At 70.3% G+C, this 22,655-nt stretch carries 24 protein-coding genes, 1 tRNA gene and 1 pseudogene; 13 read left to right on the forward strand and 13 right to left on the reverse strand.

Translation table 11 applies throughout. From position 1 onward, the window contains the following. The first annotated feature begins 45 nt into the window (after positions 1-45). The 9 genes from ACLZN2_RS10090 to ACLZN2_RS10130 all read left to right on the forward strand — a co-directional run bounded on the left by ACLZN2_RS10090 (position 46) and on the right by ACLZN2_RS10130 (position 11,358). On the forward strand, positions 46-399 hold the full coding sequence (locus ACLZN2_RS10090; protein WP_416978022.1) for an antibiotic biosynthesis monooxygenase family protein: 354 nt from the start codon (positions 46-48) through the stop codon (positions 397-399). Positions 400-555: 156 nt separating this feature from the next. Next, positions 556-1,296, forward strand: coding sequence for a response regulator transcription factor (locus ACLZN2_RS10095; RefSeq protein WP_062701118.1), 741 nt, complete (start codon positions 556-558; stop codon positions 1,294-1,296). Next, a complete protein-coding gene (locus ACLZN2_RS10100; protein WP_416978023.1) occupies positions 1,293-2,906 on the forward strand; it encodes a sensor histidine kinase in 1,614 nt (537 codons plus the stop codon). Before ACLZN2_RS10095 ends, ACLZN2_RS10100 begins: the two co-directional genes overlap by 4 nt. 14 nt (positions 2,907-2,920) lie before the next feature. Next, positions 2,921-4,444 carry a glycosyltransferase gene (locus tag ACLZN2_RS10105; protein WP_416978024.1) on the forward strand — a complete coding sequence of 508 codons (1,524 nt, stop codon included), beginning with the start codon at positions 2,921-2,923 and terminating at the stop codon, positions 4,442-4,444. Next, positions 4,441-6,717: a glycosyltransferase family 39 protein gene (locus tag ACLZN2_RS10110; RefSeq protein WP_416978025.1), complete on the forward strand. Its 2,277-nt coding sequence runs from the start codon at positions 4,441-4,443 to the stop codon at positions 6,715-6,717. The genes ACLZN2_RS10105 and ACLZN2_RS10110 overlap by 4 nt, the downstream gene beginning before the upstream one ends. Positions 6,718-6,831: 114 nt before the next feature. Next, positions 6,832-8,253: an MFS transporter gene (locus ACLZN2_RS10115; protein ID WP_416978026.1), complete on the forward strand. Its 1,422-nt coding sequence runs from the start codon at positions 6,832-6,834 to the stop codon at positions 8,251-8,253. 82 nt (positions 8,254-8,335) lie between these two features. After that, positions 8,336-9,571 carry an NAD(P)/FAD-dependent oxidoreductase gene (locus tag ACLZN2_RS10120; protein ID WP_416978027.1) on the forward strand — a complete coding sequence of 412 codons (1,236 nt, stop codon included), beginning with the start codon at positions 8,336-8,338 and terminating at the stop codon, positions 9,569-9,571. A gap of 30 nt (positions 9,572-9,601) precedes the next feature. After that, positions 9,602-10,498: an RNA polymerase sigma-70 factor gene (locus ACLZN2_RS10125; RefSeq protein WP_416978028.1), complete on the forward strand. Its 897-nt coding sequence runs from the start codon at positions 9,602-9,604 to the stop codon at positions 10,496-10,498. Between the two features lie 86 nt (positions 10,499-10,584). After that, complete coding sequence (locus tag ACLZN2_RS10130) at positions 10,585-11,358, forward strand: TetR/AcrR family transcriptional regulator (protein WP_416978029.1); 774 nt, start codon at positions 10,585-10,587, stop codon at positions 11,356-11,358. A gap of 102 nt (positions 11,359-11,460) precedes the next feature. Here ACLZN2_RS10130 and ACLZN2_RS10135 read toward each other — a convergent pair whose 3' ends face one another. The 3 genes and pseudogenes from ACLZN2_RS10135 to ACLZN2_RS10145 form a co-directional block, all read right to left on the reverse strand. Further along, positions 11,461-11,931 (reverse strand): PPOX class F420-dependent oxidoreductase, encoded by a 471-nt coding sequence (locus ACLZN2_RS10135; RefSeq protein WP_416978030.1) that lies wholly within the window; start codon positions 11,929-11,931, stop codon positions 11,461-11,463. A 178-nt stretch (positions 11,932-12,109) separates the two neighbouring features. Then, a pseudogene (locus ACLZN2_RS10140) lies at positions 12,110-13,768 on the reverse strand (MDR family MFS transporter); the annotation flags it as partial. Between the two features lie 85 nt (positions 13,769-13,853). Continuing rightward, positions 13,854-14,366, reverse strand: coding sequence for a MarR family winged helix-turn-helix transcriptional regulator (locus ACLZN2_RS10145; RefSeq protein ID WP_416978031.1), 513 nt, complete (start codon positions 14,364-14,366; stop codon positions 13,854-13,856). A 113-nt stretch (positions 14,367-14,479) separates the two neighbouring features. Between ACLZN2_RS10145 and ACLZN2_RS10150 the strand changes: the two genes are divergently transcribed. Together ACLZN2_RS10150 and ACLZN2_RS10155 are read left to right on the forward strand one after the other, a co-directional pair. Further along, positions 14,480-14,953 (forward strand): DUF7003 family protein, encoded by a 474-nt coding sequence (locus ACLZN2_RS10150; protein ID WP_416978032.1) that lies wholly within the window; start codon positions 14,480-14,482, stop codon positions 14,951-14,953. Then, entirely contained in the window at positions 14,946-15,146 is a 201-nt protein-coding gene (locus tag ACLZN2_RS10155) for a hypothetical protein (protein ID WP_416978033.1), read from the forward strand. The genes ACLZN2_RS10150 and ACLZN2_RS10155 overlap by 8 nt, the downstream gene beginning before the upstream one ends. A 46-nt stretch (positions 15,147-15,192) precedes the next feature. On the opposite strand, the gene ACLZN2_RS10160 is transcribed toward ACLZN2_RS10155, so the two are convergent. The 5 genes from ACLZN2_RS10160 to ACLZN2_RS10180 form a co-directional block, all read right to left on the reverse strand. Then, entirely contained in the window at positions 15,193-15,930 is a 738-nt protein-coding gene (locus tag ACLZN2_RS10160; protein WP_416978034.1) for a hypothetical protein, read from the reverse strand. Positions 15,931-15,983: 53 nt separating this feature from the next. Beyond that, the gene (locus tag ACLZN2_RS10165; protein WP_416978035.1) at positions 15,984-16,886 is read right to left on the reverse strand and encodes an RNA polymerase sigma factor SigF; all 903 of its coding nucleotides are present in this window, start codon (positions 16,884-16,886) and stop codon (positions 15,984-15,986) included. 369 nt (positions 16,887-17,255) lie between these two features. Then, on the reverse strand, positions 17,256-18,089 hold the full coding sequence (locus tag ACLZN2_RS10170; protein WP_416978036.1) for an RNA polymerase sigma factor SigF: 834 nt from the start codon (positions 18,087-18,089) through the stop codon (positions 17,256-17,258). Positions 18,090-18,268: 179 nt separating this feature from the next. Then, a complete protein-coding gene (locus ACLZN2_RS10175; protein WP_416978037.1) occupies positions 18,269-18,562 on the reverse strand; it encodes a Dabb family protein in 294 nt (97 codons plus the stop codon). Between the two features lie 58 nt (positions 18,563-18,620). Then, positions 18,621-18,797 carry a hypothetical protein gene (locus ACLZN2_RS10180; RefSeq protein ID WP_166663733.1) on the reverse strand — a complete coding sequence of 59 codons (177 nt, stop codon included), beginning with the start codon at positions 18,795-18,797 and terminating at the stop codon, positions 18,621-18,623. Positions 18,798-19,034: 237 nt separating this feature from the next. Between ACLZN2_RS10180 and ACLZN2_RS10185 the strand changes: the two genes are divergently transcribed. Then, a complete protein-coding gene (locus ACLZN2_RS10185; protein ID WP_416978038.1) occupies positions 19,035-19,244 on the forward strand; it encodes a hypothetical protein in 210 nt (69 codons plus the stop codon). A gap of 38 nt (positions 19,245-19,282) precedes the next feature. Here the strand turns inward: ACLZN2_RS10185 and ACLZN2_RS10190 are convergent. From ACLZN2_RS10190 to ACLZN2_RS10205, 4 genes are all read right to left on the reverse strand, one after another. Continuing rightward, a tRNA-Ser gene (locus tag ACLZN2_RS10190) sits at positions 19,283-19,367 on the reverse strand. A 112-nt stretch (positions 19,368-19,479) separates the two neighbouring features. Then, positions 19,480-19,911 (reverse strand): tRNA adenosine(34) deaminase TadA, encoded by a 432-nt coding sequence (tadA, locus tag ACLZN2_RS10195; protein WP_416978039.1) that lies wholly within the window; start codon positions 19,909-19,911, stop codon positions 19,480-19,482. Positions 19,912-19,961: 50 nt separating this feature from the next. Then, a complete protein-coding gene (locus ACLZN2_RS10200; protein ID WP_416978090.1) occupies positions 19,962-20,486 on the reverse strand; it encodes a hypothetical protein in 525 nt (174 codons plus the stop codon). 335 nt (positions 20,487-20,821) lie between these two features. After that, positions 20,822-21,034 (reverse strand): hypothetical protein, encoded by a 213-nt coding sequence (locus ACLZN2_RS10205; RefSeq protein ID WP_416978040.1) that lies wholly within the window; start codon positions 21,032-21,034, stop codon positions 20,822-20,824. A gap of 146 nt (positions 21,035-21,180) precedes the next feature. On the opposite strand from ACLZN2_RS10205, the gene upp reads away from it, so the two are divergent. Next, positions 21,181-21,816: a uracil phosphoribosyltransferase gene (gene upp, locus ACLZN2_RS10210; RefSeq protein ID WP_416978041.1), complete on the forward strand. Its 636-nt coding sequence runs from the start codon at positions 21,181-21,183 to the stop codon at positions 21,814-21,816. Between the two features lie 110 nt (positions 21,817-21,926). On the opposite strand, the gene ACLZN2_RS10215 is transcribed toward upp, so the two are convergent. Beyond that, complete coding sequence (locus ACLZN2_RS10215) at positions 21,927-22,577, reverse strand: LytR C-terminal domain-containing protein (RefSeq protein ID WP_416978042.1); 651 nt, start codon at positions 22,575-22,577, stop codon at positions 21,927-21,929. Between the last annotated feature and the right edge of the window lie 78 nt (positions 22,578-22,655).

The raw sequence follows: 22,655 nt of genomic DNA on the forward strand, positions 1-22,655 counted from the left end.
AAGGTCCCTGGACTCGTGGCGGTCCCTCGGCCGATCGTGGGTGACATGAGCGAACAGCAGATCGCACCTGTCCCCGCACTTCAACCGCCGTACTACGCCGTCGTCTTCACCTCCCTGCGCACCGAGCCGGACGCGGGATACGGCGAGACGGCCGAGCGGCTCGGGGAGCTGGTGAAGGACATCCCGGGGTTCCTGGGAGAGGACTCGGCCCGTACACCGGGAGGGCTCGGGATCACCGTCGCCTACTTCCAGGATCTGGCGGGAATCGAGCGGTGGCGGGCGCACGAGGAGCATCGGGCGGCCAAGGAGCGCGGGAGGGCACGCTGGTACGAGCGCTACTCCCTGCACATCGCCAAGGTGGAACACAGCCACGGGTTCGAGCGGCCCGCACCGAGCTGATCGGGGATGATGGGCGGTGAGCAGGGCCGCGGCCGCCCGAGATCAACTCGGCGTCAGGGGTTGCCAGGCATTGCCTGAGAGGCTCCTGTGAGTTTCTTAGGGAAATCACAGGTTCTGGAAAGAGTGTTCTCAGAGGACACCGACATGGTGTTCCCCATGACCACGACCTCGCCCCAGGGGCGCACCGAACTGCTGAGGCCGGACGGGAGCCCCGTCCGAGTGCTTGTGGTGGACGACGAGCTGTCGATCACCGAACTGCTGTCCATGGCCCTGCGCTACGAGGGATGGCAGATCCGCAGTGCGGGAGACGGCACCGGTGCCATCCAGACCGCCCGGGAGTTCCGTCCCGACGCCGTCGTCCTCGACATGATGCTGCCCGACATGGACGGGCTGACCGTCCTGGGCCGGCTGCGCCGTGAACTGCCGGACGTCCCCGTCCTGTTCCTCACCGCCAAGGACGCCGTCGAGGACCGTATCGCCGGGCTCACCGCCGGTGGCGACGACTACGTCACCAAGCCGTTCAGCCTCGAAGAGGTCGTGGCCCGGCTGCGCGGTCTCATCCGGCGTTCCGGTGCCGCCGACCGGCGCTCCGACTCCGTGCTCGTCGTCGGTGACCTCACGCTCGACGAGGACAGCCACGAGGTCTCGCGGGCCGGGGAGAACATCCACCTCACCGCGACCGAGTTCGAGCTGCTGCGCTTCCTGATGCGCAACCCGCGGCGCGTGCTCAGCAAGGCGCAGATCCTGGACCGGGTGTGGTCGTACGACTTCGGCGGCCAGGCCAACGTGGTCGAGCTGTACATCTCCTACCTGCGCCGCAAGATAGACGCCGGCCGGGAGCCGATGATCCACACCCGGCGTGGGGCCGGTTACCTGATCAAGCCCGCCGCGTCATGAGCGGGCGACGACGGCCGCGTCCGCAGAAGAGACGAGCGGGGAAGCCGCGCACCCTGCGGACCCGGCTCGTCGTCGTGTCCGTGACGTTGATCGCCGTGGTGTGTGCGGTGATCGGGACGGTCACCACGCTGGTGCTGCGGGACCATCTGTACGGCCAGCTCAACGGCCGGCTGGGTGAGGTCGCGGCGCGCGTGGCACCTCGTGAGGGTGGACCGCCCGACCAGCCCAAGAACGGCTCCACCGCGTCCGACCAGCAGGGCAAGGCGAAGACCACCTCCCTCGAGGAATTCGTCAAGGGCCCGCAGTCGGACAGCACGGTCGTCGCCAAGGTCGAGAACAAGGTCATCACCGACTCCAGGCGAGGCGTGAAGTCCAGCGACTTCTCGATGGGCGCCACGTCGCTCACGGATGCCCAGATCAAGGCACTCAACTCCGTCTCCCAGGACGGAAAGATGCACACCGTGGAGCTGCCCGACCTGGGTTCGTACCGCGTCAAGTACGCGTACAACGACGACTCGGCGTACTACGTGGCCATCCCCACGACCGACGTCGACAACACCATCAACACCCTGATCATCGTAGAGATCAGCCTCACCGTCGCCGGTCTCGTCGCCGCCGGTCTCGCCGGCACCGTCATGGTCAACGTCGCCACCCGCCCCCTCCGCAAGGTCGCCGCGACCGCGACGAGGGTCTCCGAGCTCCCCCTGCACACCGGTGAGGTCAACCTCAGCGAGCGCGTGCCCGAGTCCGAGACCGACCCGCACACCGAGGTCGGCCAGGTCGGCGCCGCGCTGAACCGGATGCTGAACCATGTCCACGGCGCCCTGCACGCCCGCCAGGAGAGCGAGATGCGGGTCCGGCAGTTCGTCGCGGACGCCAGCCATGAGCTCAGGACGCCCCTCGCGTCCATCCGCGGGTACGCCGAGCTGACCCGCCGCGGACGCGAGGAGGTCGGCCCCGACACCAAGCACGCCCTCGGCCGTATCGAGTCCGAGGCCGGGCGGATGACCCTCCTCGTCGAGGACCTCCTCCTTCTCGCGCGGCTCGACGCCGGGCGCCCGCTGCAGTTCGAGCAGACCGACCTCGTCCCGCTGGTCATCGACACCATCAGCGACGCCCGCGCCGCCGGACGCGACCACGTCTGGCGGCTCGAACTGCCCGACGAGCCCGCGCTCGTCTCCGCCGACTCGGCCCGCCTCCAGCAGGTGCTCGTCAACCTGCTGGCCAACGCCCGTACGCACACCCCGCCCGGGACGACCGTCACCGCACGGGTGCAGCGGCGCGGACCGTGGCTGTGTGTCGACGTCCAGGACAACGGGCAGGGCATTCCGTCCGACCTGCTCCCGCATGTCTTCGAGCGGTTCGCCCGGGGTGACTCGGCACGCTCCCGTTCCACCGGCTCCACCGGCCTCGGACTCGCCATCGTGCAGGCCGTGGCGACCGCGCACGGCGGTGCCGTGACGGTGGACAGCGTGCCCGGACAGACCGTCTTCACGGTGCATCTGCCCGCGCTCGCCCCCGCCGTGCCCCAGCCCGCACCCGAAACGAACTGGCAACTGGACTCACAGGTACAGCACAGTGCCGCCACATGGGTGCAACAGGGGGCTTGACGAAAGTCGTTGACATGCGAACCGACTCTTCTCCCGGCACCCTGCCGGCGCGGGAGCACCTCCCGGCCGCCACAGCCGGTACGCCTGTCCTGGACGTAGTGATCCCCGTCTACAACGAGGAGAAGGACCTCCAGCCGTGCGTCGAGAGACTGCACGACCACCTGACGCGTACGTTCCCGTACACGTTCCGGATCACGATCGCGGACAACGCGTCGATCGACAGCACCCCCGAGGTGGCGCGCCGGCTGGAGGCGCAAATCCCCGAGGTCAGGAACTTCCGGCTGGAGCAGAAGGGCCGCGGCCGTGCGCTGCGGACCGTCTGGTCGGCCTCGGACGCCCCGATCCTCGCGTACATGGACGTGGACCTGTCCACCGACCTCAACGCGCTGCTGCCGCTGGTGGCCCCGCTGATCTCCGGTCACTCCGACCTGGCGATCGGCTCCCGGCTCTCCCGCAGCTCGCGCGTGGTGCGCGGCCCGAAGCGGGAGTTCATCAGCCGCGCGTACAACCTGATCCTGCGCGGCTCGCTCCAGGCCCGCTTCTCGGACGCCCAGTGCGGCTTCAAGGCGATCCGCCGTGACGTCGCCCAGGTGCTCCTGCCCCTGGTGGAGGACACCGGCTGGTTCTTCGACACGGAGATGCTGGTGCTCGCCGAGCGGGCCGGCCTGCGGATCCACGAGGTGCCCGTCGACTGGGTCGACGATCCGGACTCCACGGTGCACATCGTGAAGACGGCCACCGAGGACCTCAAAGGCGTGTGGCGCGTGGGCAAGGCCCTGGCCACCGGCTCCCTGTCGCTCGACCGGCTCACCCGCCCCTTCGGCGACGACCCGCGCGACCGTGAGATCCAGGACGTGCCCAAGGGCCTGGCCCGCCAACTCGTCGGCTTCTGTGTCGTGGGCGGGCTGTCCACCCTGTTCTACCTGCTGCTCTACAGCGGCTTCCGCCAGTTCACGGGCTCGCAGTTCGCCAACGCGCTCGCTCTGCTGGTGTCCGCGGTGGCCAACACCGCCGCCAACCGGCGCCTGACCTTCGGGGTCCGCGGTCGCGGCGGGGCCGTCAAGCACCAGGCGCAGGGCCTGGTCGTCTTCGGCATCGGCCTGGCGCTGACCAGCGGCTCGCTCGTCGCCCTGAACGCGGCGACGACCGAGCCCGCGCACGCCACCGAACTCGCGGTGCTCATCGCCGCCAACCTCGCGGCGACGGTCCTGCGCTTCCTGCTCTTCCGCGCGTGGGTGTTCTCGGACCGACGGGAGGACGACGACTCGATGTCGACCGTGGTCGCCTCCCACCTGCCGGACCGGCCGGCCGGTCCGACGTACGGCCCCCAGCACCCGGGCCTGCCGACGGCACCGCTGTACGCGCCGCAGCATCAGCCGCAGGCCCCGGCGTACGCCTCGCCGTACCGGAGCACCACCGCCACCCAAGAAACCACCCAGTTCCGCGCCGGAGAAGCCGCGGACGGCACCTGGAGGGACGCCACCGTGCGACTGCAGCCGGTGCGCCCTCACGACACCGACCCGGGGGACCCCCGATGACCACCCATCTCGACCAGCCGACGGCCTGGGGCCCGCCCCCCACCGCCCCTCCGACGAGAGAGCCGGAGCAGCCGGCCCTCCCGGCCCCCGACTCCGGTGCCGTCCCGGCGCCCGACGCGGGTGAGCCGAAGCAGCCCCTGCACCGCAGGCTCTGGCGCGGCCGCCCCGAGGACCCCCGCTGGGTCCGCCCGGCCTTCCTCGGCCTCCTCCTCGCCACCCTCCTCCTCTACCTCTACAACCTGAGCGCCTCCGGGTACGCCAACTCCTTCTACTCGGCGGCCGTCCAGGCGGGCAGCCAGTCCTGGAAGGCCTTCTTCTTCGGCTCGCTGGACGCGGGCAACGCCATCACCGTCGACAAGCCCCCGGCCTCCCTGTGGCCGATGGAGCTGTCGGTCAGGATCTTCGGCCTGAACTCGTGGGCGATCCTCGCTCCCGAGGTGCTGATGGGCGTCGGCACGGTCGCCGTCGTCTACGCCTCCGTGCGCCGCCGGTTCAGCGCCGCGGCCGGCCTGATCGCGGGCGCCGTGCTCGCGCTCACCCCCGTCGCCGCGCTGATGTTCCGGTTCAACAACCCGGACGCGATGCTGGCCCTGCTGATGGCTGTGGCCTGCTACTTCACCGCCCGCGCGGTGGAGGACGGCCGGACGAAGTGGCTGGTGTGGGCGGGTGTCGCGATCGGCTTCGCGTTCCTCGCCAAGACCCTCCAGGCCTTCCTGATCCTCCCGCCGCTCGCGATCGTCTACGCGGTCTGCGCGCCGGTGAGCGTGAAGAAGCGGTTCGGACAGCTGGCCCTGGCCACCGGTGCGCTGATCGCGTCCGGCGGCTGGTGGGTCGCGATCGTCGAGCTGTGGCCCGCCTCCTCCCGCCCGTACATCGGCGGCTCGCAGAACAACTCCTTCCTGGAGCTGACCTTCGGCTACAACGGTCTCGGCCGCCTCAACGGCGAGGAGACCGGCAGCGTCGGCGGCGGCGGTGGCAACACCGGGCAGTGGGGCGAGACCGGCTGGGACCGGATGTTCAACTCCGAGGTCGGCGGCCAGATCTCCTGGCTGCTGCCGGCCGCACTGATCCTGCTGGTGGGCGGTCTGGTCGCCACCCGCAAGCTGAAGCGCACCTCGGCCACCCGCGGTCTGTTCCTCGTCTGGGGCGGCTCGCTGCTGATCACCATGGTCGTCTTCAGCTACATGGCGGGCATCTTCCACCAGTACTACACGGTGGCCCTCGCCCCCTACATGGCGGCCGTGATCGGCATGGGCGCCGGTGTGCTGTGGGAGAAGCGGTCCGAGCTGTGGGCCTCGATCACCCTCGCGGCCTCGGTCGTGGCGGCGGCCTCCTGGTCGTACGTCCTGCTCAACCGCACCTCGGACTACCTGCCCTGGCTGAAGTGGCTGGTCCTGATCGGCGGTCTGGCCGCCGCGCTCGGCCTGGTCTTCGCGGGCCGGATCAACCGCCGGCTCGCCCTCGCGGCGGCCTCCGTCGGCCTGGTCGCCTCCCTGGCCGGTCCGACGGCCTACACCATCAGCACCCTGCAGACGGGCCACACCGGCTCCATCGTCACGGCGGGTCCGTCGGGCGCGTCCATGGGCGGCGGTCCGGGCGGTGGCGGCGGCCGGGGCGGCTTCGGCGGCGGCAACGGCGGCGGTATGCCGGGCCAGCAGGGTCAGAACCAGCAGAACGGCAACGGCAACACCCAGGGCCAGAACCAGCAGGGCAACGGCAACAGCCAGAACGGCAACGGCTTCCCCGGCGGCGGTATGCCGGGCCAGCAGGGTCAGAATCAGCAGAACGGCAACGGCAACACCCAGGGCCAGAACCAGGGCCAGAGCCAGCAGGGCGGTCCCGGCGGTCAGACCGGTGACGGCGGCGGCATGGGCGGCGGCGGTGGCGTCGGCGGTCTGCTGAACGGCGCGAGCGTCTCCGACGAGGCCAAGAAGCTGCTGGAGACCGACTCCGACGACTACACCTGGGTCGCGGCGGCGATCGGTGCCCAGAACGCGGCGAGCTACCAGCTCTCCACGGGCGACCCGGTCATGGCGATCGGCGGCTTCAACGGCACCGACCCGTCCCCGACGCTGGCGCAGTTCAAGCAGTACGTGGAGGACGGCAAGATCCACTACTTCATCTCCAGCGGCACCGGCGGTGGCATGGGCGGCAGCAGCAGCGGTACGTCCTCGCAGATCACGTCCTGGGTCGAGGCCAACTTCAAGCAGGTGACGGTTGGTTCGTCCACCTTCTACGACCTGACGCAGAAGGCGAGCAGCACCGACAGCTGACGGCGGCGCGCTGAGAAGGAAGAAAGGAAGAGGAGAGGGCGGTGGCTCAAGGGCCACCGCCCTCTCCTCGTTTCCCCGTCTTGCTGTTGTACGGCGTATGGGAAACCTTCTACGGTGTACAACATGTCTACGTCCCCACAGGGCCACCCCCGACGCTGGCTGATCCTCGCCGTGATCTGTCTCGCGCAGCTCACCGTGCTGCTCGACAACACGATCCTGAACGTCGCGATCCCCTCCCTCACCCGTGAGCTGGACGCGACAACCGCCGACATCCAGTGGATGATCAACGCCTACTCGCTCGTCCAGTCCGGTCTGCTGCTCACCGCGGGCAGCGCCGCCGACCGATACGGCCGCAAGAAGATGCTGGCCACGGGCCTGGCGCTGTTCGGCGTGGGCTCGGCGGTGGCCGGGTTCGCCACCACCTCCGCACAGCTGATCGCCGCGCGGGCCGGCATGGGCGTGGGCGGCGCGCTGCTGCTCACCACCACCCTCGCGGTGGCGATGCAGATCTTCACCCCCGAGGAGCAGCCGAAGGCGATCGGCATCTGGGCCGCGGTGAACGCGCTCGGCTTCGCCACCGGCCCGCTTGTCGGCGGCTTCGTGCTCGACCACTTCGCGTGGGGCACGATCTTCCTGATCAACCTGCCGGTCGCGGCGCTGGGCCTGGCGGCCGTCGTCGCCCTGGTCCCCGAGTCCAAGAACCCTCAGGGCGACCGCCCCGACCTGCTCGGCGCGGTCCTGTCCACGATCGGCATGGCCTCGCTCGTCTTCGCGATCATCTCCGGCCCCACCCACGGCTGGACCTCGGCGCGGGTGCTGGTGAGCGCGGCGGTCGCCGCCGTCGTCCTCACGCTGTTCGCCCGCTGGGAGAGCGGGATCCCGTACCCCATGCTCGATCTGGCGTTCTTCCGTGACCGCCGGTTCACCGGCGCGGTCGGCGGGGTCGTCCTGATCACCTTCGGCATGGGTGGCGCGCTCTTCCTGCTCACCCAGCACCTGCAGTCCGTCCTCGGATACGGCCCCCTGGAGGCGGGCCTGCGCACCGCGCCGCTGGCGCTGACCGTCGTCGTGCTCAACTTCAGCGGGCTCGCGGCGAAGGCCACCACCCGGCTGGGGGCTCCGCTGTCGGTGCCGGCCGGCATGGTGCTGATGGCCGGCGGGCTCGTCTCGATCGCGCTCAGCAGCGAGGGGTACGGCGGTGTCGCGGCCGGTCTGGTGCTCATCGGCGTCGGCTGCGCGGTCGCCAACCCGGCGATGGCCCACGCCGTCATGAGCGCGATACCGCCGGAGAAGGCGGGCGTGGGCGCGGGCATCAACGGCACGCTCGCGGAGTTCGGCAACGGTCTCGGCGTCGCCGTCCTGGGCGCCGTACTGAGCTCCTCCGTCGCGTCGGGCAGTTCGCTCTCGGACGGGCTGGGCGCGGGACTGCTGGTGGGAGCGGTCGCCGTACTGGGCGGGGGACTGGTGGCGGCGGGGCTGCTGCGCAGGGCCGACCAGGAGAAGGCGCCGACGGCCGTATCGGTACCGGCGGAGTGATCTGGGTCACAAGCTGTCACGGCTGACCGGCCCCCGGTGTCTTGTGGCCGAACCCCCTGGAACGGGAACCGGAGGAGACACCGTGAGCGAGAACACCGAAGTCGTCGTGATCGGCGGGGGATACGCCGGTGTGATGGCCGCCAACCGCCTGACGAGCCGCGACGACGTGAACGTGACGCTGATCAACCCGCGCCCGTCCTTCGTCGAGCGGATCCGGCTGCACCAGCTGGTGGCCGGCACCCATGACGCCGTCACCGACTACAAGCAGGTCCTGGGCGACGGCGTCCGGCTGGTCGTCGACACCGTGACCCGGATCGACGCGGCCGGACGCGGTCTGACGCTGGCGAGCGGCGGCACCGTCCGCTATGACCACCTGGTCTACGCGGTGGGCAGCGGCAGCGCCGACCCGCGTGTGCCCGGAGCGGCCGAGTTCGCCCACCCGATCGCCACCCTGGAGGACGCGCGGCGACTGCGCCCGGCCGTCGAGGCCGCGTCCCCGAACGCCCCGCTGACCGTCGTCGGAGCCGGTCCGACCGGTATCGAGACCGCCGCCGAGCTGGCCGAGCAGGGCCACACCGTGACCCTGGTCTGCGGCGGAGTCCTCGGCCCCTACCTCCACCCGCGCGGCCGGCGCTCGGTCGCCGGGCGGATGGCCGCGCTCGGGGTGACCGTCCTCGACGGCCCCGGCACGAAGGTGACGGCCGTGACCCGGGACACCGTCACGCTCGCCGACGGCCGAGAACTGCCGAGCGAGGTGACCGTCTGGACCGTCGGCTTCGGGGTGCCGGACCTGGCCGCGCGCAGCGGCCTGAGCACCGACGCCCTCGGCCGTCTGCTCACCGACGAGACGCTGACCAGCGTCGACGACCCGCACATCGTCGCGGCCGGGGACTCGGCGGCGCCCTCCGGCCTGCCGCTGCGGATGAGCTGCCAGGCCGCGATCCCGCTGGGCGCCCGGGCCGCAGACACCGTGCTCAGCCGGATCGCGGGTGAGCAGCCCTCGACCCTCCACCAGGTGTTCGCCGGCCAGTGCATCAGCCTGGGCCGGGACGCCGGCATCTTCCAGTTCGCCCACCGGTACGACGTCGCGGTGGGGTTCCACATCGCCGGTCGCGCCGGAGCGAAGCTCAAGGAGTTCGTGTGCAAGGGCATCATCGAGCACCTGGCCGGTGAGGGGCACAAGCCCGGTTCGTACCGTCTGCACAAGGTCTCGGGTGGATCGAAGCGGCAGCAGCTCCTGCTCCAGACCGAGCACACCGAGCACACCGAGCACGCCGACCGCGCCGAGAGCCCGGCCGCCGTCGAACACGCGGCCTAGGCCACACCCGAACGGGGGAGGGACCCGGACATGAACGATCACACCGCCGACCCGGCGACCGAGGCGTTCGTCGCCCACCGCAACCTGCTCTTCACCGTCGCCTACGAGATGCTCGGCTCGGCGGCCGACGCGGAGGACGTGTTGCAGGAGACCTGGCTGCGCTGGGTCGACGCCGACCTGGAGGAGGTGCGCGACCAGCGCGCGTACCTCGTCCGGATCACCACCCGCCAGGCCCTCAACCGGCTGCGCACCCTGACCCGCCGCAAGGAGGCCTACGTCGGCCCGTGGCTGCCCGAGCCGCTGCTCACCACCCCCGACGTGGCCCAGGACGTCGAGCTCGCCGAGAGCGTGTCGATGGCGCTGATGCTCGTCCTGGAGACGCTGTCGCCGACCGAGCGGGCCGTCTTCGTACTGCGCGAGGTCTTCGACGTCGGCTACGACGAGATCGCCGCCGCCGTCGACAAGAGCCCCGCCACCGTCCGCCAGATCGCGCACCGCGCCCGTCGGCACGTCGACGCCCGCCGCCCGCGCGAGGTGGTCTCCGAGAGCAGGACCCGGGCCGCCCTGGAGTCCTTCCAGCACGCGGTCACCACCGGGGACCTCCAGGGCTTCCTCGACGTCCTCGCCCCCGAGGTCGTCCTGATGAGCGACGGTGGCGGGCTCAAGCAGGCCGCGCCCCGGCCGATCACCGGCGCACTCAAGGTGGCCCGCTTCATCATGGGCGGCACTCGTAGGCACGAGACGAGGCTCACCAGCGAGTTCACCATGGTCAACGGCAGCCCGGCGCTGGTCCTGCGCCTGGACGGCGAGATCGACGGTGTCGTCGCCATCCGCCTCGAGGACGACCGCATCACCGGCCTCTACTACGTCCGCAACCCGGAGAAACTGACGCGGGTCGACTCAGAGAACCCGCTGACCCTGCGCTGAACACCGGCCGCCCCGGGCAGGCCTAGCATCTTCCCCAGTACCGGAACATATTTCCCCGTACCGGATGACGAGGAAGGTGCCCTGCCATGGCCGAGACCGCCAAGGACGCCCCGCACCACAGCGTGTGGCTGGAGGGCAAGGCACGGCGGCGCGGCAGGGGCGGCGGCCAGCCCTCCGGGCTCGACCGGACCCGGATCACCGAGGTCACCGTACGGCTGCTGGACGCGGAGGGCCTCGCCAAGTTCTCCATGCGACGGCTGGCGGCCGAGCTGAACGTGACGGCGATGTCCGTGTACTGGTACGTCGACACCAAGGACGACCTCCTCGAACTCGCCCTGGACGCCGCCTTCGAGGGCCTGGAGCTGCCCGACCCGGCGAACGAGGACGAGGACTGGCGCGACCAGTTGCGCGCCCTGGCCCGCTCCTACCGCTCCCTGCTGGTCCGCCACCCCTGGCTGTCGCCGCTGGCGGGCACCTTCCTCAACGTCGGCCCGAACAACCTCGCGTTCTCCCGCACGATCCAGCAGGTCGTCCGCCGCACCGGCCTGCCCACGCACGGCCTGGCGGCGGCCATCTCCTCCGTCTTCCAGTTCGTCTACGGCTTCGGCACGATCGAGGGCCACTTCATCGCCCGCTCCACAGCCGTCGGCCTCACCCCCGACGAGTACTTCCGCGAGGCCATGACCACAGTGACCCAGGCCCCCCAGGCCGCCGACGTCATCAGGGAGAGCGAGGACATCATGGCGGCCCGGGGCGGAGACACGGTCGAGGAGATGTGGGAACGGGACTTCGAGTACGCCCTGGACCTACTGATCGCAGGAATCGAAGCCATGGCAGAAAGGTCCAGGACAACCCCCTAGGGGCGCGGGGCTGTATCGATATGCGGCTCCGCCGCGTGGGCGCGAAAGACCCCACTCAACCCGCACCCGCAAGACGACAAGGCGCCCCGAGTCAATAGGCGCTCACCCTCGCGAAGCGAGCCGAGAAGGAAAGCCGCCGGTAGCAACCGGCCCCCACCGTACGGGAGTGATCCGGACGATCGACTTCCCCTGCCGCACCATCGCCGCCCGATACTCGTCCCAGTCCGGATGCTCCCCCGCGATGTTCCGGTAGTACTCCACCAGCGGCTCGACGGACTCCGGCACGTCGAGCACCTCGGCCGTCCCGTCGATCTGCACCCACGGCCCGTCCCAGTCGTCGCTCAGCACGAGCACGCTGACCCGCTCGTCCCGCTTGGCGTTGCGCGTCTTGGCCCGCTCGGGGTAGGTGGAGACGACGATCCGCCCCGAGTCGTCGACGCCGCAGGTCAGCGGCGACCCCTGGGGCCCGCCGTCACGCCGCCGGGTCAGCAGGATCGCGCGATGACGGGGTCGTACGAAGTCCAGCAGCTCGTCGAGCGAGACGGCGGTGTTGGTCGCGATGTTCGGTGCCATGCCGTCAGCCTAGGTGGCCGGGACGGGCTAGCTCGATGTCATGGCCGTCGACGCCGGCCCCGCTTCACCGTCCGTCACCCGCGCGTCGGCCGGCGGCCCGTGCGGCGCCCGTACGACACGGTCACGACGATCGTGGACGCCTGCGGCTGGAACCCGTCCGCCGAGGCGACCAGGACGTGATCAGCGTGACGGCGGCCTGCGGGACCGGCGCGCTCTCGGTGTCCCGGACGAAGCTGCGGACCGGGACACCGGTGTCGGCGGCGGCTCAGGGCGTCCGCTGCTCGGCCGGTGCCGGAGTCTCGGCCGGGGGCTCCGCCTCGGCCGTCTGGGTCAGGGCGCCGCGGGTCCTCAGTGGGACCTCCTTGATGAACAGCGTGATCAGGAAGGCCAGCAGCGCCAGAGCCGCGGCGATCAGGAAGACGTCCGCGATGCCGTGGCCGTACGCGTCCTCCATGACCGTGCGCAGCGGCGCGGGCAGCTTGTCCATGTCCGGGATCGTGCCGGAGGAGCTGGAACCGGACGCGAGCGCGGCGTACTTCGGGCCGAGGCCGGCGATGCCGTCCTGGGCGTAGTCCGTGATGCGGTTGGCCATGACGGCACCGAGCGCCGAGACGCCCATCGCACCGCCGAGGGAGCGGAAGAAGGTGACGGTCGAACTGGCCGAACCGAGGTCCTTCGGCTCCACCTGGTTCTGCGTCGACAGCACCAGGTTCTGCATCATCATGCCGACGCCGAGACCCAGCAGCGCCATGAAGACCGCGGTCTTCCAGTAGTCCGTGTCGTAGCGGATGGTGCTCAGCAGACCGAGGCCCGCCGTGATGAGCACACCGCCGCCGACCAGCCAGGCCTTCCACTTGCCGGTGCGGGTGATGAGCTGCCCGGAGACGGTGGAGGAGACGAACAGACCGCCGATCATCGGGATGGTCAGCACCCCTGACATGGTCGGCGACTCGTCGCGGGCCAGCTGGAAGTACTGCGCGAAGAACACCGTGCCGGAGAACATCGCCACGCCCACGAACATCGAGGCGACGGAGGAGAGCGTGATGGTCCGGTTGCGGAACAGCCGCAGCGGGATGATCGGCTCGCTCGCCCTGGACTCGACGAACACGAAGACGAGCCCGAGCAGAACCGACCCGGCGACCATCGTGTACGTCTGCCAGGACAGCCAGTCGTACTTGTCACCCGCGAAGGTGACCCAGACGAGCAGCAGGGAGACGGCGGCGGAGATGAAGAACGCGCCGGCCCAGTCGACCTTCACGTCCCGCTTCACGACCGGCAGGTGCAGGGTCTTCTGCAGCACGATCAGCGCGATGACGGCGAAGGGGACGCCGACGTAGAAGCACCAGCGCCAGCCCAGCCAGGAGGTGTCGGTGATGACACCGCCGAGCAGCGGACCGCCGACCGTGGCGACGGCGAAGGTGGCGCCCAGGTAGCCGGAGTAACGGCCGCGCTCGCGCGGCGAGATCATCGCGGCCATCACGATCTGCGCGAGGGCGGACAGACCGCCGACGCCGACGCCCTGGACGACACGGCAGGCGATCAGCATGCCGGGGTTCTGCGAGAGCCCGGCCGCCGCCGACCCGAGGACGTAGATGACGAGCGCTATTTGGACGAGCGCCTTCTTGTCGTAGAGGTCGGCGAGCTTGCCCCACAGCGGGGTCGTCGCCGTCATCGCCAGCAGGGTGGCGGTCACGACCCAGGTGTAGGCCGACTGGCCGCCGCCCAGGTCGCCGATGATCTCCGGGAGGGCGTTGGAGACGATCGTGGACGACAGGATCGCCACGAACATGCCGAGCAGAAGGCCGGAGAGGGCCTCCATGATCTGCCGGTGCGTCATCGGGGCGTGGTCGCCCGACCCACCCCCGTGCTCGGCGTGGGCCCGCACACCGGCCGGTGTGGTCGTTGCCATGGACTTCCTTCTCTTAAGCGGGTGTACGGGTGGTCTGGTGCAACAGGGGAGGCGGTGGGGGAGGCGGTGCGGGCGGCGGTGTTCGGTGCGGGGCGCCCCGGCAGTCGCCGAAGCTGGCGCGCAGCCGGGTCATCAGCCGGATGAGCTGGCCGATCTCGTCGTCGGTCCAGTCGCCCAGGCGCTCCGCCAGCAGGGCGACACTGCGCCGGGACAGCTCGGCGAGCACCGCGCGGCCCTCGGCGGTGAGGCGCACGATGCGTGAGCGCTTGTCCGCCGGGTCCGGGGAACGGTCGATCCAGCCGCGCTCGGCGAGGTGCGCGACATGGCGGCTGGTCACCGACATGTCGACCGCGAGCAGCTCGGAGAGATTGCTCATGCGCATGTCTCCGTGGCGGCCGAGGAGGGTGAGCACGGCGGCCGAGCCGGGGGAGCAATCGGCCGGCGTGATCCGCCCGAGGTCCCGCTTCACGACGCCGAAGGCACTGAGCTGACGCGCGAGTTCCTCGTACTGCGTCTGCGCGGCCATTGCACCTCCCTGTTTGTTGCTTAGAGCAACCATAGGCTTTGTTGGTTGCTACAGGCAAATAAATTGGGGTGGATTCCGTAAAAACTTGGCAAAGGCAAGTATTGCGGTGGTAAATGTGCAGGTGGGTCTGCTGTACGGCGACGCCACGCGCGGGCGGAGTCCCGCTGGTCGTGCGCGGAACGCGGCTGACGGTGACCGCCGGTGCCGGAACGCCGCTGGAGGAGGTGTTCCGGGAACTGGTCCCCACCCACCGGGAGCTGCTGCCGGCCGACGAGGCGGAGCTGAGCGGCGAGATACCCGCCGACCTGCCGCTGCCGCTGCTGCTGAGGCTGGAGGAGTGGAACCAGCCGGAGAACTTCTGGGACAGCGCCCCCAGCGATCACGAGACGTTCCGCATGCCGGCGGAGGTGCTGGACTCGGGGGACCCGGCCCGCTACCGGCCGACCCTGCCGCCCAACACCCACTGGTCGAACCGGCCGGAGGCGGGCACCTTGCAGGCCCCTGGGAGGCGGCTTGCGGGAACGCCACCGGGTACCCCCGCTTGGGCCGTCGCCGCCGTTTTCGCTAGTGTCTCGGCCCATGGCTAACACCCAGGGCCCGCAGGGCAACTACGACCCCGCCGGCAGCACCCAGATGTTCCGCGCGTTCGTCGACGAGGGCGGCCCCCAGGCCACCTCCCGTCAGGCCCCCGCGCCGGCCGGCCCCCGAATCGGCCTGATCGTCGGCATCGTTGCCGCGGTGGCGATCGTGGCGGCGGTCGCCTGGCTGGCGCTGAAGTAACCGACGCCTCCTACTCCCTCCGCTACTCCCTCCGCTACTTCGTCCGCTACTCCCAGCGCACGGACACGTCCCGCGTCTCGATCCGCATCCCCAGCGGCACCCTCCAGGCCTCGACGCACACCGTCCAGGTCCGCTCCTTCCGCTCGCCGGGGGCGAGGGGCGCGGGGAGCTCCACCGTCGACTCGACGGTGGACCAGTCGATACCGAGGGCGTCGATGACGTGCGTCCCGAAGGTGACCGCGCCCGAACGCACGGCCGCGCCACCCGGGTTGCGGAAGGCCAGCGTCACGTCCTCGCACCAGCGGTGCTCGGTGGGGGTGCGCACGGGGTCGCTCGTGAGGAGGGCGGCCGGGCCGGTCGTGCCGGTGGGTGTGGGCGTGGGGGACGCGATGGCTGTGCCCGGGGTCGGGGCCGGCGGCGGCCTGTCGGCGCCCGCGCCTGTGCTCTGTACCGGTGGGTTCGCCCCCGTCGCGGGCGGTTCGGCCGCCGATGTCCCGGGGGCGCCCGGAGTTCTCGCCGCTTCCGACGGGGACGCGCCGATGTTCGTCGGCTCGTCCAGCGGCACCAGTCGTACGCCTCCCGTGGGCCCCGCCGACGGCGGTCTCCCGCCCGGGGCGCCGACCGCGACGTAATCCCGCCCGTGCCCGGCACCGCCGTACGCCCCGAGGATGCCCGCCGCCCCCGCCGCGACGGCGACGGCCGCCGACATGCCCCACAGGGCGCGCCGACGGCCGCGTGACCGTTCTGCTGTCCCTTCCGGTGTCCCTTCCGGTGTCGCACGCATCGCGCAAGTTTGGCTGACGGTGCGTCAGTAAGGAACCCTTGGGGCCGGAAACCTCAGTCCGAGATCAGGCCCTCGCGAAGTTGGGCCAGGGTCCGGGTCAGGAGGCGGGAGACGTGCATCTGGGAGATGCCGACCTCCTCGCCGATCTGGGACTGCGTCATGTTGGCGAAGAACCGCAGCATGATGATCCGGCGTTCGCGCGGCGGAAGCTTGGCGAGCAGGGGCTTCAGCGACTCCCGGTACTCCACGCCCTCCAGGGCCGTGTCCTCGTAGCCGAGGCGGTCGGCCAGAGAACCCTCGCCGCCGTCGTCCTCGGGGGCCGGGGAGTCCAGCGAGGAGGCCGTGTACGCGTTGCCGACGGCCAGGCCGTCGACCACGTCCTCCTCCGAGACGCCGAGGACCGCGGCGAGTTCGGCGACGGTGGGCGAGCGGTCCAGCTTCTGGGAGAGCTCGTCGCTGGCCTTGGTGAGGGCCAGGCGCAGCTCCTGCAGCCGGCGCGGGACGCGGACGGACCACGAGGTGTCGCGGAAGAACCGCTTGATCTCGCCCACGACCGTCGGCATCGCGAACGTCGGGAACTCCACGCCCCGTTCGCAGTCGAAGCGGTCGATGGCCTTGATGAGGCCGATCGTGCCGACCTGGACGATGTCCTCCATCGGCTCGTTGCGGGAGCGGAAGCGGGCGGCGGCGTAGCGGACGAGCGGGAGGTTGAGCTCGATGAGGGTGTCCCGGACGTAGACCCGTTCGGGGCTGTTCTCGTCGAGTGCGGCCAGTCGCAGGAACAGGGAGCGGGACAGGGTGCGGGTGTCGATGGCACCGGAGGACGGGAGGGCCGGAGCCGGCGCGGCCTCGAGGGCCGTGACGTCGTCGAGCACGTCGGGCTCGACAGGCGCGACGGGCTCGGACTCGCTCTTCGTGAGCGTGAGCACCTTCGAGCTGCCCTGGTCTGCGGACATGCCACCCCCTTTGGGTCGCGGGACGGTCGCGGCGTTCGCTCTCCGCCGTGGAGAACGTCAGCCTCCACCTGAATACCGGAGCCGAAGCCCTGGCAAACGCGCTTCCAGGAGAATGTCACATGTCGGCAACACGCTGTAGTGACATGTCGACACCCCGGTGACGAATCAGCCCTGGAAACAGGGGGTGTGACGGGCTTTCAGGGGAGTTGTGTCGGGAAGTGTCATGGTGGGTGATTCGCTCTCACCGGTGACTTCTCGTTCTGGCTTGCGATCCCCCATTGGATTACGTAACCAGAGACGTGCGCCCTATGCGTGCGCCCCCTCTGTGCGCCTGTGCATACGGCCGTGCTCCCGCGTCCCCACGTTTCGCTAGGCCTCGATGCGGTTCGCGGAACGCAGTCGCTGGAAGCTACGCGCGAGTAGCCGGGAAACGTGCATCTGTGAGACGCCGAGTTCCGCGCTGATCTGAGACTGCGTGAGGTTGCTGTAATAGCGCAGCAGAAGGATTCTCTGTTCGCGCTCGGGGAGCTGGACGAGGAGATGGCGGACGAGGTCGCGGTGTTCGACGCCGTCCAGGGCCGGGTCCTCGTAGCCGAGGCGGTCCAGCAGGCCCGGCAGCCCGTCGCCCTCCTGGGCGGCCTCCAGGGAGGTCGCGTGGTACGACCGTCCCGCCTCGATGCAGGACAGGACCTCGTCCTCGCCGATGCGCAGCCGCTCGGCGATCTCGGCGGTGGTCGGTGTGCGGCCGAAGGAGGTCGTGAGGTCCTCGGTCGCGCTGTTCACCTGGACCCACAGCTCGTGCAGTCGGCGCGGCACGTGGACCGTGCGGACGTTGTCCCGGAAGTAGCGCTTGATCTCGCCGACGACGGTCGGCATGGCGAAGGTCGGGAACTGCACGCCCCGGTCCGGGTCGAAGCGGTCGATGGCGTTGATCAGTCCGATGGTGCCGACCTGGACGACATCCTCCATCGGCTCGTTGCGGGAGCGGAAGCGGGCGGCGGCGTAGCGCACGAGCGGGAGGTTGGCCTCGATGAGCGCCCCGCGGACGCGGTTGTGCTCCGGGGTGCCCGGCTGGAGGTCCTTGAGCTCGGCGAAGAGCACCTGGGTGAGCGCCCGGGTGTCGGCGCCCCGGCGCCGCTCGGGGCCCGGGGCCGGTGCCTCTTCCTGAGGCGGCGCAGTACTGGCCGACACGGTCAACGCCACCTCTTCGTCAGGTCAACAACATCGGTCAACTCATCCGTCAAAAGCGGTCATAGCATCACAAGACATGTGCACTGTGTGCAAGCACCCCATAACACCGTGTTGAGGGAGAAGTTGGGGCATATGACGCGCGGGAGCCCCCCGCCGTCCGGCGGGGGGCTCCTCGGCTCGGCCGACGCGGCTCAGAACTCGTAGTCGGCGACCACCCAGGTGGCGAACTCACGCCACAGCGCGACGCCCGCCTGGTGCGCCGGGTGCTCGATGTACCGCTTCAGGGCGTCCGCGTCCGCGACCGCCGAGTTGATCGCGAAGTCGTAGGCGATGGGCCGCTCGCTGATGTTCCAGCCCAGCTCCCAGAAGGCCAGCTCCTCGATCTGCCCGCCGAGCGCCCGGAAGGCCGCCTCGCCCTGGACGACCCGGGGGTCGTCGCGCTCGACGCCCTCGTTCAGCTTGAACAGGACCAGATGGCGGATCATGGGCACTCCCGATGCGTGCTGCTGGGCCCGGTGGCCTGACCGGTGGCCTGCCTGGCGGCTAGTGGGCCCCGTTGGCGAGCCAGGTGAAGAAGTCGCCGATGGCCTTGGCGGCGTCCGATATGCCCTCGAAGCCTATCTGGACGTAGTCCGCCGCTCTGGACGGGTCCGTGATGATCACGTAGAGCGCGAAGACCACGAGTACGTAGACGGCGATCTTCTTGGCGTTCACCGCCACCTGGCCTCCCCTGTCGTGGCCCTCGGGCCCTTGTTGACGGCGGCGAGTGTAACCGTAAGTGCGATTTACGCACCGCTTTTGAGTGTCTGCGGCGCGCCCACGAACGAATCCGCCCGCCCCGGAACCGGTCGCGAAAAATTCGTCGGCCGATCCGTGAACCGATCGAGGGGCCTCGTCCGATGAGGGAGTGAACGCCGCTCCGAGACGGAGACCGAGTCCCAGCAAGGGAGAAGACGAATGCTGCACCTGATGGACCTGCCGGTCCTCGTCCTGATGGCCCTGGTGATCGCCTTCACGCTGTGGGCGCTGATCGACTGCATCCGCACCCCCGCCGACCGCGTCCGCTTCGTACCGAAGCTGCTGTGGCTGTTCGTCCTGTTCAGCGGCTCGGTCTGCGCCGCCCTCGTCTGGACCTACTTCGGCAAGAAGCCGATAGAGACACGGTGAAGGGCCCGGTCCAGCGGACCGAGCCCTTCACTCAAGCGCGGTAGCGGAGGGATTTGAACCCTCGGTGACTTGCGCCACACTCGCTTTCGAGGCGAGCTCCTTCGGCCGCTCGGACACGCTACCGAGGGAGACCTTACAGCACGCGGGGGCGTGGTTTGAAATCGGTATTCGAGGAGGCAGAGGGCCCCAGGCCGAGGGCGATGACGACGGCGAGGTCGCTGACGACGGGATGGCGTCAGCGTGTGCGGAAGAACTCCGTGAGGAGACCCGCGCACTCCTCGGCGAGGACGCCCTCGACGACCTCGGGCCGGTGGTTGAGCCGCCGGTCGCGGACGACGTCCCACAGGGAGCCGGCCGCGCCCGCCTTGTCGTCGCGGGCGCCGTAGACGACCCGGTCCAGCCGGGACTGCACGATCGCGCCCGCGCACATCGTGCAGGGCTCCAGAGTGACGACGAGCGTGCAGCCGGTCAGCCGCCACTCCCCGAGCCGCGCGGCCGCCCGCCGGATGGCGAGCACCTCCGCGTGGGCCGTGGGATCGCCGCCGGCCTCGCGTTCGTTGTGGCCGGCCGCTAGGAGCGTGGTGCCGTCCGGAGCCAGCACCACGGCGCCGACCGGGACGTCCCCGCCCCGGACGGCCAGCCGGGCCTCGTCCAGGGCGAGCCGCATGGCGGCCCGCCACGGGTCGCGTACGGGGTCCGGCGGGGTCCCGGCCGCGGTCAGCGGACGGTCTCCAGGACCTCCGAGGCGCCGAGGGCGTCGGCGATCTCGCTGAGGGCGTCCTCGGACAGCGCCTTCAGCTCCTTCTCGCTGACGCCGAGGTCGTCGAGGATGCCGGCGTCGCCGACCGGGCCGTGCGGCACGGCCTCGGCCGAACCGGAGGCGCCACCCTCGTCGTCCTCGTCCTCACCGTCCTCGGTGCCGTCAAGGTCGAGGGAGTCCAGGTCGTCGTCGTCACCCGGATCCCTTCCGAGCAGTTCGTCGGTGAGCAGGAGCTCGCCGTAGGAACTGCGGGCGGCGGCAGCGGCGTCGGAGACGTAGATGCGAGGGTCTTCCTCACCATCGATGCGGACGACACCGAACCACGAGTCCTCCTGCTCGATGAGCACGAGCACCGTGTCCTCGTCGGGAGAGGCTTCCCGGGCCAGGTCGGCCAGATCCGACAGGGTTTCCACATCGTCGAGCTCTGTGTCGCTCGCTTCCCACCCGTCTTCGGTGCGCGCGAGCAGTGCGGCGAAGTACACCGTGACTCTCCCACTGGTCATAGGCGTGCCGGTTGGGGGTCCCCCCGGCGGAGGTTAGCGGGCGGAGAGAGCTGTGCTCCGAGCCCCACCCACTCGGAATCGTGGCAGAAACAAGGCGTTCAGGGGACGTCTTCGGCTCCCTGTGTCCGGTGGTTTTGATCGCACGTCCATGACTACGTCCGTAGGCAACTCACCAGCACACTCGTTGCGGCCACTGCGGATCGTACGCGGCTTTCCCGTGCGCCCACGCACACCCACCCCCTGCCGCCACCCGTGGCGGTGGCGATCTTCCCCGAACGTCCCAAGTGCCGTACGTGCGCGAGGGGATCGTTCGGCTACCAGCGGAAAGTGCGCATGCGCATCGCGTGGCGCAGACGGGCGCTCCTGGCGCGGCGGGGCTGGACCCGGTCACGAAGTTCCCGGGCCTCGGCGAGCTCGCGCAGGAAGCGGTCGCGGCGCCGGCGACGCTCGGCCGCGGTCTCCCGTGACACGTCCGAACGCTCGGTCGGCTCCGGCGCGTCGCGCTCCGGCAGGTCAGGCACAGGCATCACCACCCCGGGTCCGTCTTCACCACTTTCCCTCCACCGGGCGGTTCGATGCCAGCGAACGGCCCAAGCCGGCCCGGCTGACGCGCGGGCCCCAAGGCGGCCGGCCGGGGGCGTCGGGCGGGTCGCGCACGGTTACTGTTGTGGACATGCGCCTCCACGTCGTCGACCACCCCCTGGTCGCCCACAAGCTCACCACGCTGCGCGACCAGCGCACGGACTCCGCGACCTTCCGCCGCCTGGCCGACGAACTGGTCACCCTGCTCGCCTACGAGGCCACGCGTGACGTGCGCACCGAGCAGGTCGACATCATCACGCCGGTCGCCGGGACCACCGGTGTGAAGCTCTCCCACCCGCGCCCGCTGGTCGTGCCGATCCTGCGCGCGGGCCTCGGCATGCTGGACGGCATGGTCCGCCTCCTGCCGACCGCCGAGGTGGGCTTCCTCGGCATGATCCGCAACGAGGAGACGCTGGAGGCGTCCACGTACGCCACGCGTATGCCGGAGGACCTCTCCGGCCGCCAGGTGTACGTCCTCGACCCCATGCTGGCCACCGGCGGCACCCTGGTCGCCGCGATCCGCGAGCTGATCAAGCGCGGCGCCGACGACGTGACGGCGGTGGTCCTGCTGGCCGCCCCCGAGGGTGTCGAACTCATGGAACGCGAACTCGCCGGCACCCCGGTGACGGTCGTGACGGCGGCTGTGGACGACCACCTCAACGCGCAGGGCTACATCGTCCCGGGCCTGGGAGACGCGGGCGACCGCCTGTACGGCGCGGCGGAGTAGGGCGAGTTCGGTCAGCGGCCTGGAAGTGTCGCGAGAGTCTCAGCGACACGCCGTCGGCACGGCGTGTCGCTGAGACTGCGCGCACACTTTGCCATGTCGGCCTGCTGCGCCTAGCAGCCCTTCTTGGTGGTGGCCGTCGGCTTCGGTGAGACCAGCGCGGTCAGCGCCTTGGCCGCCTGCGCCTCGCTGCTGAGCGTGTTGAACCCGTTGCCGATGATCAGATCCACCTCGGCCCCCTTGCGCCCCGCCTCGGCCCGTCGCTCGGCCCCGCCGACCTGCGTCGACAGCACCGACAGCGAGGTGTTCAGCGAGGCCGTGGGCCCGAGCAGGACCGCCGTGCCGGTGACCTTCTTGTCGTACTCCTTGGGCGCGTTGCCCACCTCGCCGATCTTGAAGCCACGCTTCGCCAGCTCGTCGGCGGTGGTCTTGGCGAGCCCGCCGCGGGTGGTGGCGTTGAGGACGTTCACCGTGATCTGCGCGGGCTTGGGGAGCGCGGCAGGGGAGGCGGAGGGGGACGGGCTCGCCTTGGCCGACTTCACCGCGCAGGAGGCCTTGGAACCGGCCGCGGAGGCCGTCCCTCCGCCCCCGGTGAAGACGTCGATGAGCTGCAGGGTGCCCCAGCCGGCCACGCCGAGCGCGGCACCACAGGCGACGACCACGACGACCAGCCTGCCGCGCCGCCGGCGACGGCGCATACGGGGGTACTTGTCCCCCGTGATCCGGTATTTGCCGCCCATGCCGGGGGGAGTCAGCATGCTCATGGGCGCAGCGTAGTGCGCCCGGGCGGCCATGACTAATAAACGATCATCCGACATCGCCCGGGGGTGTGGGAAAGAACC

Source organism: Streptomyces sp. T028, assembly GCF_048159505.1.
Lineage (GTDB): Bacteria > Actinomycetota > Actinomycetes > Streptomycetales > Streptomycetaceae > Streptomyces.

Coding starts and splice junctions, on each gene's coding strand:
- ACLZN2_RS10090 (WP_416978022.1), top strand. CDS start 46: ATGAGCGAACAGCAGATCGCACCTGTCCCCGCACTTCAACCGCCGTAC.
- ACLZN2_RS10095 (WP_062701118.1), top strand. CDS start 556: ATGACCACGACCTCGCCCCAGGGGCGCACCGAACTGCTGAGGCCGGAC.
- ACLZN2_RS10100 (WP_416978023.1), top strand. CDS start 1,293: ATGAGCGGGCGACGACGGCCGCGTCCGCAGAAGAGACGAGCGGGGAAG.
- ACLZN2_RS10105 (WP_416978024.1), top strand. CDS start 2,921: ATGCGAACCGACTCTTCTCCCGGCACCCTGCCGGCGCGGGAGCACCTC.
- ACLZN2_RS10110 (WP_416978025.1), top strand. CDS start 4,441: ATGACCACCCATCTCGACCAGCCGACGGCCTGGGGCCCGCCCCCCACC.
- ACLZN2_RS10125 (WP_416978028.1), top strand. CDS start 9,602: ATGAACGATCACACCGCCGACCCGGCGACCGAGGCGTTCGTCGCCCAC.
- ACLZN2_RS10130 (WP_416978029.1), top strand. CDS start 10,585: ATGGCCGAGACCGCCAAGGACGCCCCGCACCACAGCGTGTGGCTGGAG.
- ACLZN2_RS10135 (WP_416978030.1), bottom strand. CDS start 11,931: ATGGCACCGAACATCGCGACCAACACCGCCGTCTCGCTCGACGAGCTG.
- ACLZN2_RS10145 (WP_416978031.1), bottom strand. CDS start 14,366: ATGGCCGCGCAGACGCAGTACGAGGAACTCGCGCGTCAGCTCAGTGCC.
- ACLZN2_RS10150 (WP_416978032.1), top strand. CDS start 14,480: ATGTGCAGGTGGGTCTGCTGTACGGCGACGCCACGCGCGGGCGGAGTC.
- ACLZN2_RS10155 (WP_416978033.1), top strand. CDS start 14,946: ATGGCTAACACCCAGGGCCCGCAGGGCAACTACGACCCCGCCGGCAGC.
- ACLZN2_RS10160 (WP_416978034.1), bottom strand. CDS start 15,930: ATGCGTGCGACACCGGAAGGGACACCGGAAGGGACAGCAGAACGGTCA.
- ACLZN2_RS10165 (WP_416978035.1), bottom strand. CDS start 16,886: ATGTCCGCAGACCAGGGCAGCTCGAAGGTGCTCACGCTCACGAAGAGC.
- ACLZN2_RS10175 (WP_416978037.1), bottom strand. CDS start 18,562: ATGATCCGCCATCTGGTCCTGTTCAAGCTGAACGAGGGCGTCGAGCGC.
- ACLZN2_RS10185 (WP_416978038.1), top strand. CDS start 19,035: ATGCTGCACCTGATGGACCTGCCGGTCCTCGTCCTGATGGCCCTGGTG.
- tadA (WP_416978039.1), bottom strand. CDS start 19,911: ATGCGGCTCGCCCTGGACGAGGCCCGGCTGGCCGTCCGGGGCGGGGAC.
- ACLZN2_RS10205 (WP_416978040.1), bottom strand. CDS start 21,034: ATGCCTGTGCCTGACCTGCCGGAGCGCGACGCGCCGGAGCCGACCGAG.
- upp (WP_416978041.1), top strand. CDS start 21,181: ATGCGCCTCCACGTCGTCGACCACCCCCTGGTCGCCCACAAGCTCACC.
- ACLZN2_RS10215 (WP_416978042.1), bottom strand. CDS start 22,577: ATGAGCATGCTGACTCCCCCCGGCATGGGCGGCAAATACCGGATCACG.